This window comes from Mycobacterium sp. RTGN4 (assembly GCF_033804635.1).
Lineage (GTDB): Bacteria > Actinomycetota > Actinomycetes > Mycobacteriales > Mycobacteriaceae > Mycobacterium.
Genome location: NZ_JAPZLB010000004.1, coordinates 239,383 through 255,272 on the forward strand (window position 1 = coordinate 239,383; position 15,890 = coordinate 255,272).

General features: G+C 66.8%; 16 protein-coding genes. 4 read left to right on the plus strand and 12 right to left on the minus strand.

All coding sequences use genetic code 11. The annotated features are described in order from the left end of the window. The first annotated feature begins 5 nt into the window (after positions 1-5). Positions 6-1,535 carry an alpha-(1->6)-mannopyranosyltransferase A gene (locus SLQ30_RS11005; RefSeq protein WP_319446300.1) on the plus strand — a complete coding sequence of 510 codons (1,530 nt, stop codon included), beginning with the start codon at positions 6-8 and terminating at the stop codon, positions 1,533-1,535. Here the strand turns inward: SLQ30_RS11005 and SLQ30_RS11010 are convergent. Then, a complete protein-coding gene (locus SLQ30_RS11010; RefSeq protein ID WP_319446301.1) occupies positions 1,529-1,933 on the minus strand; it encodes an Rv2175c family DNA-binding protein in 405 nt (134 codons plus the stop codon). The genes SLQ30_RS11005 and SLQ30_RS11010 overlap by 7 nt on opposite strands. A gap of 23 nt (positions 1,934-1,956) precedes the next feature. On the opposite strand from SLQ30_RS11010, the gene SLQ30_RS11015 reads away from it, so the two are divergent. Further along, a complete protein-coding gene (locus tag SLQ30_RS11015) occupies positions 1,957-3,198 on the plus strand; it encodes a protein kinase domain-containing protein (RefSeq protein ID WP_319446302.1) in 1,242 nt (413 codons plus the stop codon). 36 nt (positions 3,199-3,234) lie between these two features. On the opposite strand, the gene SLQ30_RS11020 is transcribed toward SLQ30_RS11015, so the two are convergent. The 3 genes from SLQ30_RS11020 to SLQ30_RS11030 all read right to left on the minus strand — a co-directional run bounded on the left by SLQ30_RS11020 (position 3,235) and on the right by SLQ30_RS11030 (position 6,086). Continuing rightward, a complete protein-coding gene (locus tag SLQ30_RS11020) occupies positions 3,235-4,623 on the minus strand; it encodes a class II 3-deoxy-7-phosphoheptulonate synthase (RefSeq protein WP_319446303.1) in 1,389 nt (462 codons plus the stop codon). Positions 4,624-4,689: 66 nt separating this feature from the next. Further along, complete coding sequence (locus tag SLQ30_RS11025) at positions 4,690-5,202, minus strand: polyadenylate-specific 3'-exoribonuclease AS (protein ID WP_319446304.1); 513 nt, start codon at positions 5,200-5,202, stop codon at positions 4,690-4,692. A gap of 8 nt (positions 5,203-5,210) precedes the next feature. Then, entirely contained in the window at positions 5,211-6,086 is an 876-nt protein-coding gene (locus tag SLQ30_RS11030; RefSeq protein WP_319446305.1) for a hypothetical protein, read from the minus strand. Between the two features lie 83 nt (positions 6,087-6,169). Here SLQ30_RS11030 and SLQ30_RS11035 point away from each other — a divergent pair, with 83 nt between their 5' ends. Then, complete coding sequence (locus tag SLQ30_RS11035; protein WP_319446306.1) at positions 6,170-7,462, plus strand: glycosyltransferase 87 family protein; 1,293 nt, start codon at positions 6,170-6,172, stop codon at positions 7,460-7,462. Positions 7,463-7,465: 3 nt separating this feature from the next. Here the strand turns inward: SLQ30_RS11035 and SLQ30_RS11040 are convergent, their stop codons facing one another. From SLQ30_RS11040 to SLQ30_RS11060, 5 genes are all read right to left on the minus strand, one after another. Beyond that, positions 7,466-8,188: a lysophospholipid acyltransferase family protein gene (locus SLQ30_RS11040; RefSeq protein WP_319446307.1), complete on the minus strand. Its 723-nt coding sequence runs from the start codon at positions 8,186-8,188 to the stop codon at positions 7,466-7,468. A gap of 131 nt (positions 8,189-8,319) precedes the next feature. Then, entirely contained in the window at positions 8,320-8,721 is a 402-nt protein-coding gene (locus tag SLQ30_RS11045; protein WP_319446308.1) for a hypothetical protein, read from the minus strand. Continuing rightward, a complete protein-coding gene (locus tag SLQ30_RS11050) occupies positions 8,718-9,989 on the minus strand; it encodes an ArsA family ATPase (protein ID WP_319446309.1) in 1,272 nt (423 codons plus the stop codon). Before SLQ30_RS11050 ends, SLQ30_RS11045 begins: the two co-directional genes overlap by 4 nt. Beyond that, positions 9,986-10,423 (minus strand): SRPBCC family protein, encoded by a 438-nt coding sequence (locus SLQ30_RS11055; RefSeq protein ID WP_319446310.1) that lies wholly within the window; start codon positions 10,421-10,423, stop codon positions 9,986-9,988. Before SLQ30_RS11055 ends, SLQ30_RS11050 begins: the two co-directional genes overlap by 4 nt. A 125-nt stretch (positions 10,424-10,548) precedes the next feature. Beyond that, positions 10,549-10,938: a polyketide cyclase / dehydrase and lipid transport gene (locus tag SLQ30_RS11060; protein WP_319446311.1), complete on the minus strand. Its 390-nt coding sequence runs from the start codon at positions 10,936-10,938 to the stop codon at positions 10,549-10,551. A gap of 109 nt (positions 10,939-11,047) precedes the next feature. On the opposite strand from SLQ30_RS11060, the gene SLQ30_RS11065 reads away from it, so the two are divergent. After that, positions 11,048-12,856, plus strand: coding sequence for a long-chain fatty acid--CoA ligase (locus SLQ30_RS11065; RefSeq protein ID WP_319446312.1), 1,809 nt, complete (start codon positions 11,048-11,050; stop codon positions 12,854-12,856). Here SLQ30_RS11065 and SLQ30_RS11070 read toward each other — a convergent pair. The 3 genes from SLQ30_RS11070 to ripC are packed head-to-tail and all read right to left on the minus strand — an operon-like array spanning position 12,853 to position 15,869. Beyond that, positions 12,853-13,995, minus strand: a complete 1,143-nt coding sequence (locus SLQ30_RS11070) for a glycosyltransferase family 4 protein (protein WP_319446313.1) — start codon at positions 13,993-13,995, stop codon at positions 12,853-12,855. The genes SLQ30_RS11065 and SLQ30_RS11070 overlap by 4 nt on opposite strands. A 10-nt stretch (positions 13,996-14,005) precedes the next feature. Then, on the minus strand, positions 14,006-14,848 hold the full coding sequence (locus SLQ30_RS11075) for a peptidase (RefSeq protein ID WP_319446314.1): 843 nt from the start codon (positions 14,846-14,848) through the stop codon (positions 14,006-14,008). After that, the gene (gene ripC, locus SLQ30_RS11080) at positions 14,817-15,869 is read right to left on the minus strand and encodes a peptidoglycan hydrolase RipC (RefSeq protein WP_319446315.1); all 1,053 of its coding nucleotides are present in this window, start codon (positions 15,867-15,869) and stop codon (positions 14,817-14,819) included. The genes SLQ30_RS11075 and ripC overlap by 32 nt, the downstream gene beginning before the upstream one ends. Positions 15,870-15,890 lie beyond the last annotated feature (21 nt).

Genomic DNA, 15,890 nt, shown 5'->3' on the forward strand with positions numbered 1-15,890 from the left:
GGAGCATGACTACCCCGACATCGACGCGCGACCCGAAACCCTGGCTGGGTCGCCACGTCCGCGCGCTACAGACCTTTGCCACCGCCGAGGAGGGCAGACCCGCCCTCCTGGGCTTCCTCGGCGCCGCCTTGATCACCGTCGGCGGCCTTGGCGCAGGCAGCACACGACTGCACGATCCGCTGCTCGAGTCGCTTCACCTGTCGTGGATGCGATTCGGCCACGGCCTGGTGTTGTCGTCGGTGCTGCTGTGGGCCGGAGTGGCGGTGATGCTGGTGGCCTGGCTGTGGCTGGGTCGTCGGGTCGTCGACCGCTCCGCGACCGAGTTCACGATGGTCGCAACGACATGGTTCTGGCTGCTGCCGCTGTTGCTGAGCGTGCCGGTATTCAGCCGCGACACCTACTCCTACCTCGCGCAGGGCGCCCTTCTGCGCGACGGGCTGGACCCGTACGTCGTGGGACCCATCGACAACGAGAACTCGTTGCTGGACAACGTGAGTCCCATCTGGACGACGACGACGGCGCCATACGGCCCCGTGTTCATCATGGTGGCCAAGTTCGTCACGATGATCGTCGGCAACGACGTCATCGCGGGAACCATGCTGCTGCGGTTGTGCATGCTGCCGGGACTGGTGATGCTGATCTGGGCGGCCCCGCGGGTGGCGCGCCACGTGGGCGCCAATGGCGCTGCGGCACTGTGGATCTGCGTGCTCAACCCGCTAGTCATCATCCATCTGATGGGTGGCGTGCACAACGAGATGCTGATGGTGGGGCTCATGATGGCCGCCATCGCCTTGACGTGCGCCGACAGACCCGCGTGGGGTGTTGTGCTGATCGCCCTCGCCGTCGCCGTGAAGGCCACCGCGGGGATCGCGCTGCCTTTCATGGTGTGGATGTGGATGCACCGATTACGGGATCGCCACGGCTTTGGCGGCCTGCGCGCGTTCGGGATCGCCACCGCGGCGTCGGTGGGAATCTTCGCGCTCGTCTTCGCCGTGGTTTCGTGGCTGGCGGGGGTCGGGCTCGGCTGGCTGACCGCGCTGGCGGGTTCGGTGAAGATCATCAACTGGCTGACGGTGCCCACTGCGGCGGCCAATCTCATCAACGCCGTCGGCGGACTGTTCTTCCCGGTCAACTTCTACGCCGTGCTGGACGTCACGCGCATCATCGGCATCGGCGTCATTGCCATCTCGCTGCCCTTGTTGTGGTGGCGATTTCGGCACAATGACCGGGAGGCGTTGACGGGCATCGCGCTGGCCATGCTGATCGTGGTGCTGTTCGTGCCCGCGGCGTTGCCCTGGTACTACACGTGGCCGCTGGCGGTGCTGTCGGCGCTGGCGCAGAGCCGATCTGCCATCGCCGTGATCGCGGGGTTCTCGACCTGGATCATGGTCATCTTCAAACCGGACGGTTCCCACGGCATGTATTCGTGGCTACACGTGTTGTTGGCCACGGGATGTGCTGTGGCAGCGTGGTATTGGCTCGCCAAGGCCCCTCTCGGCAAGGCCGACGAGCAACTGTCGCCGGAGCGTCAGTAGGCCATCGCCTGGGCGCGCCGGACCACCTCGCGCGCCTGATGCGAGTGCAGGGCGTCGACCGGACGTGCGTTGGGTTGTGCCTCGGTGGCGCCGTCCCGGCTGATGGTGAGCGACGAGTCCGGGGTGAACAACCACCGCAGGATCTCGGTCTCGTGGTAGCCACCATCGCGCAACACCACCAACAGGCCGGAAAGACTCTTCACGACGTGCCCTGAGCCGTCGAAGAAGATCGTTGGCACGACGACCACGCCGTCGCGGCGCACCGCGATGAGGTGACCCTCCCGCAGGTGCTGGTGCACCTTGGTCACCGGAACGCCAAGCATGGATGCCACTGCGGGCAAGTCGTAGACGGCTTCGTCGGGATCAAGTACGTCCTCGGCGGCCGGAATGCTGCTCATCGCACCGAGTCTAAGATGCGTGAGTGGAGACCAGCCACCAATCGGGCACGCTCGTCGGTGCCGTGCTGGACGGGCGCTACCGCGTCGACGGCATGATCGCGACCGGTGGCATGTCCACTGTGTACCGCGGACTGGACGTACGGCTGGACCGACCCGTCGCGCTCAAGGTCATGGATGCCCGGTATTCCGGCGACCAACAGTTCCTCACGCGGTTCCAACGGGAGGCCCGGGCCGTTGCGCGTTTGAAGGGCCAAGGGCTGGTCGCGGTGTACGACCAGGGCTTCGACGGACGGCATCCGTTCCTGGTCATGGAGCTCGTCGAGGGCGGCACGCTCCGCGAGCTGTTGCGCGAACGCGGCCCGATGCCACCCCACGCCGTCGCTGCGGTAATGGCGCCGGTGCTCCATGGGCTCGCAGTGGCTCACCACGCCGGGCTCGTACATCGTGACGTCAAACCGGAGAACGTGTTGATCTCCGACGACGGAGACGTCAAGATCGCGGACTTCGGCTTGGTGCGCGCCGTCGCCGAGGCGAAGATCACATCGACCAGTGTGATCCTCGGCACTGCGGCGTACCTCTCCCCCGAACAGGTCAGCACCGGGGACGCCACCCCGCGCAGCGACGTCTACGCCGCCGGAATCCTCACCTACGAACTGCTGACCGGTGACACACCGTTCAACGCCGATTCCGCGCTGGCCGTCGCCTATCAGCGGATGGACAACGACGTACCGCGCCCCAGTGCCGCAATTGCGGGCGTGCCACCGCAATTCGACGAATTGGTCGCAACCGCGACGGCCCGCAACCCCGCCGATCGGTTTGCCGACGCACAGGAAATGGTGGCCGAGCTCGAATCCATCAGCGAGGAATTGGCGCTGCCGCCGTTTCGCGTTCCGGCGCCACGCAATTCAGCCCAGCACCACGCGGCCGAGGTCTTTCACAGCCAGGTGGTCGAAGAGCAGACGACGGCGGTGACCACCGACCGGCCTGCGGCCCCGCCACCGATCCTTCCGGTGCGGACACCGCAACCCGCGCGGCCGCCGCTCAAGCACACCCGTGAGTTCACGCGCGAGGAACGGCCGCGCGAAAGACCGTCCGCACCAGCACAATCCGGGCACTTCGCAGGCATCGAGCTCAGTGAATTCGAGTGGGCCAGACAACGCGGCAGGCGGGCGCTGCTGCTGTGGGTACTCGCCATCCTGATCCTCACCGGACTGGTGGCCGCCGGCGCGTGGACGCTCGGCAGCAACCTGGCGGGCTTGATCTGACCAAAATCCCCGGTCGCTCCGCTCCAGCCCGCCGAATCAGTCGCGCAGCATCTCCGCGACCAGGAAGGCCAACTCCAGCGACTGCTGGGTGTTCAGCCGCGGATCGCACGCCGTCTCGTAACGCCCGGCCAGGTCCGAGTCCGAAATGTCTTGTGCACCACCAAGACACTCGGTGACGTTCTCGCCCGTGATCTCGACGTGGATGCCACCGGGATGCGTACCCAGCGCGCGGTGCACCTCGAAGAAGCCCTGAACTTCGTCGACGATGCGGTCGAAGTGACGCGTCTTGTATCCGGTTGACGACTCATGGGTGTTGCCGTGCATAGGATCGCACTGCCAGATCACCTGATGTCCGGTTGCCTGCACCTTTTCGATGATAGGCGGCAGCAGATCGCGAACCTTGTTGTTGCCCAGCCGACTCACGATGGTCAGCCGGCCCGGCTTGTTGTGCGGGTCGAGCCGCTCGACGTATTCGACGGCCAGCTCCGGTGTCATCGTCGGTCCGATCTTCACTCCGATCGGGTTCGCGACCACCTCGGCGAAGGCAATGTGCGCGCCATCGAGTTGGCGGGTGCGCTCCCCGATCCACACGTAGTGCGCCGAGAGGTCGTACAGCGCCGCCGCGCCGGCCTCGTCGTGAGACAGCCGAAGCATCGCGCGCTCGTAGTCCAACACCAGCGCCTCGTGGCTGGCGAAGATCTCGGCCGTCTGCAGGCTCTGGTCCGTGACGCCGCAGGCATTCATGAACCGCAACCCGCGATCGATCTCACCTGCCAGCGCCTCGTAGCGCGCGCCCGCCGGTGACGTGCGAACGAATTCTCGATTCCAGTCGTGCACTGACTCCAGCGACGCCAACCCGCCGGACGTCAGGGCACGCATCAGGTTCATCGCGGCGCTGGCGTTGGCGTAGGCCCGCACCAACCGCGAGGCGTCGTGCTCGCGGACGGAGGCGTCCGGCGCGAAACCGTTGATCATGTCCCCGCGGTACGACTTCAGGCCCAACGCGTCAACGTCCGCCGACCGCGGCTTGGCGTACTGGCCCGCGATGCGGGCCACCTTCACCACCGGCATGCTTGCGCCGTAGGTCAGTACGACGGCCATCTGCAGCAGCGTGCGGATGTTGCCACGGATGTGCGGCTCGGTGTTGTCGGCAAAGGTTTCGGCGCAATCGCCCCCCTGCAGCAGAAACGCCTCGCCGCGGGCGACCTGTGCGAGCAGGCCCTGCAGGCGCTCGATCTCCGAGGGCACGGTGATCGGGGGGACGCTCTCCAGCACGGTCCGCATTGCCGCGGCCTGGTCGGCGGGCCAGCCGGGCTGCTGAGCCGCGGGCTTGGCCAGCGCTGCGTCGAGCCGTTCGCGCAGTTCAGCGGGGAGCGGCGGCAGGTCCGGGAGCTGGTCGATGGGTACGTCGACGGTCCAGTTCACCCATCTATGGTAACTGCGCGCACCAGCGGGTTTTACCGACCACGCTGCCCGCCTGAGGACCGACCGTCAGGCGCGCTGCGCCCAGCCGCCGTCGTCTGTCATCAGTTCGTTCATGATGAGAAAACGGCGCAGGTTGTGCTTGGCGTCGACGAGGGCGTCGTGCGCCTCCCTGGGCCGCGGTGGCATACGCGGGCAACCGCGTTCCTCCCAGTACTGGCGCAGCTCGCGCGTGAAGCGCGGGATGGACGGCGGCAGATCCGTCATCGGACCCCATAACTGGCACAGCACGACGTGGTCGTAGGCGCTCACCCAGGCCCACAACTCGATCGGCTCGTCGCCGTCGATGTCGAAGAACGTCTCGAGGTCGTCGCGGATCTGGCGCCGGGATCGCCATAGCTTCGACGACGGCGAAGGCAGTTTTGGCAGTACGTTCTTGCGCACCCAACTGCCCGCCCGCTCGGGGTCGAATTCGGTTGAGATGGCGTAGTATTCGCGGCCGTCCTCGGCGGCGACGCCGATCGAGATGAGCTCGATCGTACGACCGTTGTCGATGAACTCGGTGTCATAGAAGAAGCGCATGGCAGGACCTACACACTCGCCTTCTCATGGACCGCAGGCGGTTCGGACGGCGCCGCCGCTGGGTGGATTTCGAGGTCGAGCTGCTGATCGACCTCCCTGTCGTCGGGAAAGTGCGGTTCCCCGGCGACGACGTGCTGCAGCCAAAGCTTGGCCTGAACGACTGGTCTGCGCAATCTGCGTTCCCTGACGAGCGCCCGGTGCATCCTGCGTGGACGGGTGGTGTAGCGCCACCGCGACCACGGTGCGTGCGGGCGAGACAGTCGGAAGGCTCCGACCAGCAACAGCGGCGTGATGAACATTCCGACGAGCCCCGTCCAGACCTTCCCCTTGAGCAACACGATCACGGCGAGCAGCAGCGTGCTCGCGGCGAGCACGATCACCGCCGCGCGGGCCAGTAACGAATGGTCGTCACGCCAGACCCCGACGTCGAAGAACGAGAGCGGGTTGAAGCCAAGCGCCAGCAGGCCCGCGATGGCGATCGCGGCGAACACCGCGTCGACCGACGTTCGGCCGTCCTCCGACCAGTACACGTCCTGGAGGTGCAAGATCAACGCGAACTCGTCGAGCACCAACGCGGCTCCGATTCCGAAGAACGTTGCAGCCACTGTGAATTCGGGTACTCCCCCATTGACGGCCAAGGTCACCATCGTCACGCCGGAGAGCATGACGAGGATCACCCCAATGACGACGTGGTGAATGTGCACGCCACCGTGCCCGATGTTGCGGGGCTGCCACCACTTACGGGGAGCGTCACTGTCTGCCTGGGCCCGGATGTAGCGAACGATGGTGCGCGTAACGAAGAAGGTGAGGATGAACGCCACCAGGCAACACAGCAGCGGCAACCGCCCGCGGGTGATGAAGTCCAGCTCGATGTTCAGGTGCACGGTCGAAACTTACGCCGACCAGCGCGTGTCCCGAACGGATACCCGCCGACACGCGTTGGCGCAACGATAGGCTGGAGCCCGACATGAGTACTCAGCGGTTGCGCGGCGTAGCGGGCTGGTGGCCAACCGTGGCGTGGAGGCTTTTTCAGCTGCTCACCGCGGCGGCGCTGCTCTGGGCCGGCTGGCGCCTGCTGGGCCACACGCCGTATCGCATCGACATCGACGTCTACCGCTTGGGCGGCCAAGCCTGGCTCGACGGTCGCCCGTTGTACAGCGACGGTGTGCTGTTCTCCACCCAGGCGGGCTTGGACCTGCCCTTCACGTACCCGCCGCTGGCGGCCATCACGTTCGCACCGTTCGCGCTGCTGCCCCTTCCGTTGGCAAGCGCCGCCATCACGCTCACCACGTTGGTGCTGCTCGTGGTCTCGACGTGGATCGTGTTGACGCGGCTGGCGGTCGGCGACCGGTGGCCCGCCTTCACTGGCCCCGGCTGGCTGCGACGGTGCTGGCTGGCCGCCGCCATCGTCGCGCCCGCCGTGCTGTTCCTTGAGCCGATTCGGTCGAACTTCGAATTTGGCCAGATCAACGTCGTGCTGATGACCCTGGTGATCGCCGACTGCGTGCCCCGTAAGACGCCGTGGCCGCGCGGGCTGCTGCTCGGCGTCGCGATCGCGCTCAAGCTGACGCCCGCGATCTTCCTGCTCTACTTCCTGTTGCGCCGTGACACCCGCGCGCTGGTGACCTCGGCGGCGGCCGCGATCGGGGCGACCCTGATCGGGCTGGTCTTTGCGTGGCGCGACTCCCTGCAGTACTGGACCGAGACCGTGCACGACACCGACCGGATCGGGACGGTCACGTTCAATACCAACCAGAACATCGCGGGTCTACTGGCGCGGCTCGGCGTGAGCGAGGGCCCGCGGTTCGTGCTGTGGACGCTGGCCTGCTTCGCGGTGCTCGGGCTCACCGTGTGGTCGGTACGGCGCATCCTGAAGGCCGACCAACCGACGCTCGCACTCGTGTGCGTCGCCCTGTTCGGACTGGTCGTGTCGCCGGTGTCGTGGTCACACCACTGGGTATGGGCGTTGCCTGCCGTGCTCGTCACCGCGGTGATCGGCTACCGGGAACGCAACGCGGCACTGGCAGCCGTGAGTGTGATCGGGGTCGTCCTGATGATCTGCTTGCCGTACGTGTTGTTGCCCCAACACCACGAATCCGCGGAGTCCGTATGGCGCCAGCTAGTGGGCGGGCCCTACCTGTGGTGGGCGCTGGCGGTGATCGCGGTGTCAGGTGCGGTGGCAGGCCCACTCGGCCGTCGCGCCGAGGGGGCGAGCCGCTCGGCGTTGAACGCCACTGCGCCGGTGCCCGCGACGAGCTAGCCCCTAGCCCGCGGCCGCCTCAGGAATACGGGCTGCCGGATTGCCGTCATCAGGCTTGTTCTCCTTGACGTCCGCGGCGTACAGGTCGACGTACTCCTGACCGGACAGCTGCATCAGTTCGTACATGACCTCGTCGACGACGGCGCGTTCGATGAACCGGTTGCCTGCCAGCCCCTCGAAGCGGGTGAAGTCCATGGGCTTGCCGAACTTCACCGTGACGCGGCCGAAGCGCCACATCTTGCTGCCCGGCGGGTTGACCCCGTCCGTGCCGATCATCGCCACGGGGATCACGGGCACGCCGGTCTGCAGCGCGACCCTGGCCAGTCCGGTCTTGCCCTTGTACAGCCGACCGTCGGGCGATCGGGTTCCCTCGGGGTACATGCCGAGCACCTTGCCCTCGGACAGGATGCGCGCGGCGGTGTTCAGCGCGGCGAGCGCGGAATCGGCGTCGGTGCGGTCGATGGGAACCTGACCGGCGGCCGTGTAGAACCAGCGCTGGAACCAGCCCTTGATGCCGGTTCCGGTGAAGTACTCGGACTTGGCCAGGAACGTGATGCGGCGTCGCACGACCAGCGGCTTGTAGAAGCTGTCGGCGACTGCGAGGTGATTGCTGGCGAGGATTACCGGCCCGGAGTCCGGAACGTATTCGAGCCCTTCAACTTTCGGACGACCGAGCAAATTCAGCAGGGGTCCCATGAAGACGAACTTGAATAGCCAGTACCACATCGACCCTCCCGCAGCGGGCCCCGCGAATGGTGCCCTGCGACAACCTTACCTACGCGATGTTGACTCGACCACAGGACGGCGTTGAGAAGCCGCTGTGACTGAGCGATTCACCGGAGGCCGGCTACCTCCACTCACTCCTCTACGGAGACCGGGATGTGCTGATAGTGCCCGGGGCCCGAGGGCGGTGGCTCGTCGTCCGGAGGTGGGGGGCCCGCCGGGGTGGACGGGTCCGGGGGTTCCGGATGGCCGGCTGATGCGCCTGCGGGCTCGGCCACCGCGCGCACGACCGCGAGCAGGGCGACGCTATGTTCGGCGATCACGGTCAGAAGTGGATGCTGTTCACCGTTGATCAGGGCCGCCAGCGCGCACACCGGACACCACACCTGCTGGCATTTGCCTGCGCCACTTCCTGCGGCCCGCGCCGCGGCCAGCCGCACTGCGGGGTCGAGTCGGTCGAGGATCGTCTGCGCCAGTTGCCGCAGCTCGGGAGCTATGTCTGAATGTCCCCGGCCGTCGGTGCGAGACTCGGTCACGCCGGCCACACCTCCGGATCAGGTCGAAAACGCACGGTCAACTCACCGCCTCGCAGCTGCGCGTCCAACACGATGCATCTGCGCAGGACGGACGCCAACTTAACCCGGCGCCGCAGTCCTGCTGCCCCGATGATGAGGTCGTCGTCGACCCGGCCCAACGTCAGCGTTGCCGGATCGACCTGCGGCAACTCTAGCCGTAATCGATAAATGGCATCGAGCCCGGATCCAGCTTCCCGGTCGACCACGGGCCGCAGCGGACCGGGTGGGGGCGACCCGTCTCGACGCCTCGCGCTGTCGAGCAGCTCCGCGAGCGCCTTCGGCCCGATGGGCTCGCCGGGCAGGTGCGGAACCAGCACCAGCTTCACGTCGCCGATGGCGTTGTCGAGCTCGGAGAGCACGTTGCGCTGCTCGGATATCCGCTCGGTGTACCAATCGAACGCCGGGTGCTCGGGCAGATTTCGGTATTCGTACGAATCATCTTGAACCAAATACTGATTCACGATCAGTTCGTCCACCGAGACACCCATCAGGGCCAGTGCGCCCAGGGTTCGGACCGCCTCCGCGGCGACCACCCGCTCCGGGGTGAGCACGAGGTGCGCGGTCACCCGGGACTCGTCGGTCAGCAACGCACCCAACTGCTCGGTGCCTGCTGCGATGCGTTCGACGAGGGTCACTACCCCTGCTGCCACGGCCTCGTCGGTCACTAGTGAGAGCCGACGGTGTCGCGGCCACGCGCGCTCGAGGTACAACCCGAAGGTGGCGGGCAACGTCAGCATCCTCATGGCGTCGGCAGTCGACGCGCAGTCGACGACAACATGATCCCAATCGCCGGAGGCCGCCAACTCGCCGACCTCGTGCAGTCCGAGTACCTCTTGGATTCCGGGAAATGCCGAAAGCTCTTCGGGGGCAACGGCACCCAGGTCCGATTCGGGAAAGCGGTCCGCGAGCACTCCTGCGACCTCGCGCCACCGGCTTTCCAGCAGCGCCAGGGTGTCCAGCGCCAGTGCGTCGAGGAATCCGCCCGTGCCCGCGGTGCGTCCGGCATCGAGATCGGCGAGCACTCGAGTCGGTCGGCGCTCGCCGGTCGGAGTGATCGCCACCCCGAGTACGTCGCCCGTGGAGTGGGCCTGGTCGGTGGAGACGACCAGTACCCGTAGGCCACTCTGCGCGTCGCGCACGGCCGTAGCGGTCGCCAACGTGGACTTGCCTACGCCGCCCTTGCCGACGAAGAGGCTAATCCGGGCGAAGGCCGCGCGCGCATCGGTCACTCAGCCTCGACTCGCTTCTTGAGGTCTTTGAGGGCCGTGTCGGTGAGCCTCCGCTCAGCTTTGCGCTTCAACAACCCGATCATTGGAATGACGAGGTCGACGGAAAGCTCGTATGTGACGTCGGTTCCAGAACCCTTGGGCGCCAAGCGATACTCACCGTCGAGCGCCCTCAGCAGGGAACTGGAGACCAGCGACCAGGTCACAGATTTGCGGTCGGACGGCCATACGTAGGACAACACCATGGTGTCCTTGAGCACGGCGGCGTCCAGCACCAGTCTGGCCGTCTTCGGATTGCCCTTGGCATCCGAATCGAGCACCTCTGTTTCCTTGTACTCCGCGACCCATTCCGGATATGAGCCGATGTCGGCGATGACGTCCATCACCGTCGAAGGGTCGGCATCGATATAAATCGTCTGCGCAGTCTTGTCCGCCACGTGTGTTCTCCGAGTCGTTCGGTGCGCTGAAGGACAAGCGGGTCCCTCAGCACAGAAATGTACCCGCACCCGACGGTCCCTGGGGTCCAGCGCAGTACCTCGAGGGCGCTCGGCCCAGCTTGCCGTCACGCCAGTCGGGAGACCCCGACCGGACGCTTCGCCTCCAACTTCTGCTTCATTTCGAAGGCCATGTCCTTGCCCGCCACCCGGCGCTTGTGGACCAACTTCGGGAGGTTCAGCTTGGCCAGCTCGAACGCCGCGATGCCAGCAGGCTCGGCGTGCAGGAAATAGTGCAGGATCACACCGTCGAACGACGGTTCCAGCCAGATCTCCATGGTCCCGGTCAATGCCCCGCTGACGGTCCAGCGCTGCCCCGCCGGGCCCCTGTCCTCGACCACCGACAGCCGCAGATCCGGCCACCACCGACGCCAATTAGCGGGATCGGCGACTGCCTTGCCGACGTCGACGGGGTCCGCGCACACGAACGTCTCGTCCGCGACCTGGATGCTGTTCATCGCTGGATAGCTTCACACATGCGCTCTCGCGGCCACTAGGCGGCCGACTAGGCTTAAGCGACGTCATTTCCGGCCCAGGGCCGACTCCACCGTCGAAAGGGCCAAGATCGTGCGCGAGTTCAGCGTCCCGGCATCGTTCACCGTCGGCGAGTACGACACCGTCGTCAGCTCCGTGTTCACCCACGAAACCGACGACCCCGACCACGTGATCATCCAAAGACTCGTCGACGGCTCTTGGTCGGACGTCACCTGCGCGCAGGTCGCCGCCCAAGTGCGTTCGGCCGCTTTGGGTTTGATCGCCGAGGGGGTGCAGCCAGGCGACCGCGTGGCGATACTGTCGGCAACACGGTACGAGTGGCCGATCATCGACTTCGCCATTCTGTCGATCGGGGCGGTCACCGTCCCGATCTACGAAACCTCATCGGCTGAGCAGGTGCGGTTCGTGCTCTCCGACTCGGGAGCCGTCGCGGTGTTTGCCGAGACCGACGAGCACGCAGGCAAGATCGAGCAGCTCACCGACGAACTGCCTGCGCTGCGCAAGGTCCTGCGCATCGACGGGACGGGTCCGGCCGCGCTCGACGAACTCGCCGAGGCAGGCAAGGGCACCGACCCCGCAGCACTCGAGGCACGCCTTTCGGCCATCAAGTCAGCGGACGTTGCGACGCTCGTCTACACGTCCGGCACCACCGGCAGGCCCAAGGGCTGCCAGCTGACGCACTCGAACCTGCTGCACGAGATGCGCGGCGCCAAGGCCTCCTTCCCGGCGCTGCTGGACAAGGGCGAGAAGCTGCTGGTGTTCCTGCCTCTGGCCCACGTGCTGGCCCGCGCCATCACGATCTGTGCGTTCAGCAACAAGGTGACACTCGGCTTCACCAGCGACGTCAAGAATCTGGTGCCGACGCTCGGCGTGTTCAAGCCGACGCTGGTGGTCTCGGTGCCCCGCGTGTTCGAGAAGGTCTACAACACCGCCGAACAGAACGCCCGCGACGACGGGAAGGGCTGGGTCTTCGGCCCCGCGGTGAACACCGCGATCGAGTGGAGCCAGGCTCAGGAGAGCGGAGGGCCGGGCCTGCTGCTGAACCTCAAGCACTCCCTCTTCGACCGGCTGGTCTACGGCAAGCTGCGCGCGGCGCTCGGCGGCAACTGCCACGCCGCGATCTCAGGAGGCGCGCCGCTCGGTGCCCGGCTCGGGCACTTCTACCGCGGCGTCGGGTTGACCATCTACGAGGGTTACGGACTCACCGAGACCAGCGCAGCGATCACCGTCAACCAAGTCGGTGCGGTGAAGGTGGGCTCGGTCGGAAAACTGTTGCCGGGCAACAGTATGCGCATCGACGACGACACCGAACTGCTGGTCTCCGGTGGCGTCGTGTTCAGTGGCTACTGGAACAATCAGGCCGAGACCGACGCGGTGTTCTCGGACGGTTGGTTCCACACCGGCGATCTTGGGGCCATCGACGACGACGGCTTCCTGACCATCGTCGGCCGCAAGAAGGAGATCATCGTGACGGCCGGCGGCAAGAACGTCGCCCCGGCACTGTTGGAGGATCGCCTGCGGGCACATCCGTTGATCAGCCAGGCCTTGGTCGTCGGCGACGCACAGCCGTTCATCGCGGCCCTGATCACGATCGACCCCGAGGCGTTCCCCGGGTGGAAGCAGCGCAACGGCAAGGACGCATCGGCTTCGGTGGGCGACCTCGCCGAGGATTCCGATCTGATCGCCGAGGTCGAACTGGCCGTCAAGGACGCCAATCAGGCGGTGTCCCACGCCGAGTCGATTCGCAAGTTCCGGATTCTGCCGGTCGACTTCACCGAGGACACCGGCGAGCTCACCCCGACGTTGAAGGTCAAGCGCAAGGTCGTCGCCGAGAAGTTCGCGAGCGACATCGACGCCCTGTACACGAAGTCCGACGGCTAACCGCTCAACAACTCCGCCAACCGCCTAGCCTTGGCGCGCCACTGCCAGTTCTCGACGACCCACTGCCGGCCCGCTGCTCCCATGGCTGCGGCACGCGCAGGGTCGGCCAACAGGTCGCCGACGGCAGCGGCGATGGCGCCGACGTCCCAGCCGTCGACGACGAGCCCGGTCTCACCGTCGCAGACCGACTCCGGGGCGCCCCCGGAGCGGCCAGCCACGACGGGCACGCCAGTGGCGGAGGCTTCTAGATAGACGATGCCCAGCCCCTCGACGTCCAGCCCGGAGCCGCGGGTCCGGCACGGCATCGCGAACACGTCGGCCATCGCGTGGTGGGCAGGTAGTTCCTCCCCTGGCACGCCCTCGGTGAAGATCACGTGTTCGGCCACGCCGAAGCCGTGTGCGAGCCGGCGCAGCTTGTCCAGGTACGGGCCACCTCCGACGATCACCAGGGCCGCCCCCGGCACCCGCTGCCGGATCGACGGCAGCGCCTGAATCAGCATGTCCTGCCCCTTGCGCGGCACCAGCCGCGACACACACACGACGACCGGGCGCTCGCCGAGTCCGTATCGTGCGCGCAGTTCCGCGCGGGCGACGGAGTTGGGTTCGAATCGGTCCGTGTCGACACCGGGTGCGAGGTGTTCCAGCGCCGCTCGAGGCCCGAACGCCGAGGCAAACCTGCTTCGCGTGTAGTGACTGATGAACGTCACGACGTCGGTGTCGTTCCCGATGCGCCGCAACGCCGTTCGGGCCAGCGGCAACATCGACCAGCCCACCTCGTGACCGTGGGTGCTCGCGATCACCCGGCGGGCGCCCGCGGCGCGGGCGAGCGGAGCGAGTAACGCCAGCGGTGCCGCCGCGCCGAACCAGACGGTGTCGATTTCGTCGCGGGCGATGAGCCTGCGCATCCGCACCGCCACCGAAGGCTCCGGCACCATCAGCGTCGTCGGATGCCGCACCACGTCGACACCGCATGCCGAGGCGCGTTCGTCGTACTCGTCGGCACCCTTCCACTTGGGCGCGTAGACGGTGATCGAGTGCTCGCCCGTCAGCACGAGTTCGTCGACGAGGTTCTCCAGATACGACTGAATGCCGCCACGCCTCGGCGGGAAGTCATTGGTAACCAGCAGAACCCGGGTCATCGCGGTCAGGCTAGCCGCTCAGCCACTGCCGCCAGGCCACCAGCACCCGGTCCATGTCGGTACCGAGCGTGTTCCGGACCGCCGTGGCGACGTCCGCGTGGCCGCGCCCGCACGCCGCCAGGTAGAGCCGGCGCAGGGTCGGCGTCCCGTACTGGTCGGCGACGAACCGGCTGAACCACCATGCCTGGTCGTAGGCCAACGACCGCGCCGCACCGGCGCCGTCGAAGTCCGCGTCGGTGGGGAGCCGGGCCAGTTCGGCCGCCCGCGCTGGACCCGGCCGTGGTGCGGCGGGGCGCCCCACGAAGTCGGCCGCCCCCTCGGTCAGCGCCCACGGGGCGTCGGTGGCCGTTTCGGATCTTGCGGCGTAGTGGAAGAGTTCGTGGCGCAACACGATCCGCAGCGCTTGAGCATCCATCGACGTCGCGCCGGGCGCGAAGAGGATGCGCTGGGACGTGGTCGTCGCGGCGTTGTCCGGGGTACCGCCGCCCATGCCGAGGAACTCCTGGTCCGTCCCTGCGGCCACGATGAGCACCTGACGCGGCCAGTCCGCGCCCCAGAAGGCGGTGACGGCGTCCGCGGCGCCGTCGAGTTCGGAGCCGATCCGATCGGTCAGGAGCTTCGTGTCCGCTCCGCCGAGGGGCATCAAGGTGACGGTGCGACCATCCGTCAGTGCTCTCGAAGTGGTCACGCCGGACGGCGCATCGGGGGCGACGGAGACCGAGGGCGCCGCAACGGGCACCGCGGCGGTCGAGGTGGGCCACGCGATCAGCGCTGCGCCGAGCACCAGCTCAGCGAGCAGCAGTGAGCCCAGGAAGGGGCGCTCAGTAACGGCGGACGTTGTGAATCGGCGCATTGCCTACCGGGGCGACCCGCACCGGTGTGCCGTAGGTGGAGGCGTGCACCATCATCCCGTCGCCGATGTAGATCGCGACATGCGAGGCATCGCCGTAGTAGGTGATCAGGTCACCCGGCTGCATCTGGTCCATCGACACCGGCTGACCACCCTGCGCCAACGCCTGGCTGGAGTGCGGCAGATTGACGCCGGCCTGTCCGAAGGCCCACATGACGAGACCGGAGCAGTCGAACGCATTGGGACCCGACGCGCCCCACGAATATGGCGATCCGATTCGGGTCAGCGCCGCTTGCACAGCGACCGCGCCTTCGCCGCCCGCAATGGGCAGCGCGGCTTCTGGCGGTGCTATGTCACCTGGGGTGATACCACCCGGCGCGGCAGCAAGGACCTCGGGTCCGTCGGCGGGCGGCAACGCCTCGGGGGCAGGCGCCGGCGGGAGGGCGGCCAGGGCTTCGCGCTGCGCGGGAGTCAGCTGCGTGTACTGCGATCTGACGACGCCGATCTGAACTTGGAGCTTGCTTTGCTTTGATTGCAAATCGGCGCGCACAGCGGCGGCCTGCTCGGCCGCGGTCTTGGCGGTGGCGGCCGATGCCGCGGACGCCGATTCGACATGAGCGGCCTGATCACTGGCTGAGCGGAAGCTTTGCATCTGTGTGGTCATCTCGGTGGCCATGACGCGCTGTACGGCGAGTTGGTCGATGAGGTTCTGCGGAGAGTCGGCGGTCAGCATCGCGTTGAGTCCGTCTGTGCGACCACCCATGTACTGCGCGGCAGCAACCTTGTCTACGGCGCCCTGAAACTTTGCCAAGTCTGCGTTGGCGGCATCTACCGCAGCCATGTCGGCGGCGTGCTGCGCGTCGGCAGATTGTTGTGCCGCAACCTTTTCGCTGAGGTCCAGCTGGGCCGAATGCATGGCCTCGGTGGTCTGCTCGGCCTGCCTCGACAGCTCGTTGAGCTTAGCCAGGGCATCATCTGCCGGATCGGCGTGCACACTTCCTGCGACGATTCCACCCAGCAACATCGCACCTGCGATTGCACTAAC

What these genes read in the sequence shown, in the direction of transcription:
- ripC (WP_319446315.1), bottom strand. Translation starts at nt 15,869, where the DNA reads ATGTTGCTGGGTGGAATCGTCGCAGGAAGTGTGCACGCCGATCCGGCA.
- SLQ30_RS11075 (WP_319446314.1), bottom strand. Translation starts at nt 14,848, where the DNA reads ATGCGCCGATTCACAACGTCCGCCGTTACTGAGCGCCCCTTCCTGGGC.
- SLQ30_RS11070 (WP_319446313.1), bottom strand. Translation starts at nt 13,995, where the DNA reads ATGACCCGGGTTCTGCTGGTTACCAATGACTTCCCGCCGAGGCGTGGC.
- SLQ30_RS11010 (WP_319446301.1), bottom strand. Translation starts at nt 1,933, where the DNA reads ATGAGCAGCATTCCGGCCGCCGAGGACGTACTTGATCCCGACGAAGCC.
- SLQ30_RS11035 (WP_319446306.1), top strand. Translation starts at nt 6,170, where the DNA reads ATGAGTACTCAGCGGTTGCGCGGCGTAGCGGGCTGGTGGCCAACCGTG.
- SLQ30_RS11040 (WP_319446307.1), bottom strand. Translation starts at nt 8,188, where the DNA reads ATGTGGTACTGGCTATTCAAGTTCGTCTTCATGGGACCCCTGCTGAAT.
- SLQ30_RS11060 (WP_319446311.1), bottom strand. Translation starts at nt 10,938, where the DNA reads ATGAACAGCATCCAGGTCGCGGACGAGACGTTCGTGTGCGCGGACCCC.
- SLQ30_RS11005 (WP_319446300.1), top strand. Translation starts at nt 6, where the DNA reads ATGACTACCCCGACATCGACGCGCGACCCGAAACCCTGGCTGGGTCGC.
- SLQ30_RS11025 (WP_319446304.1), bottom strand. Translation starts at nt 5,202, where the DNA reads ATGCGCTTCTTCTATGACACCGAGTTCATCGACAACGGTCGTACGATC.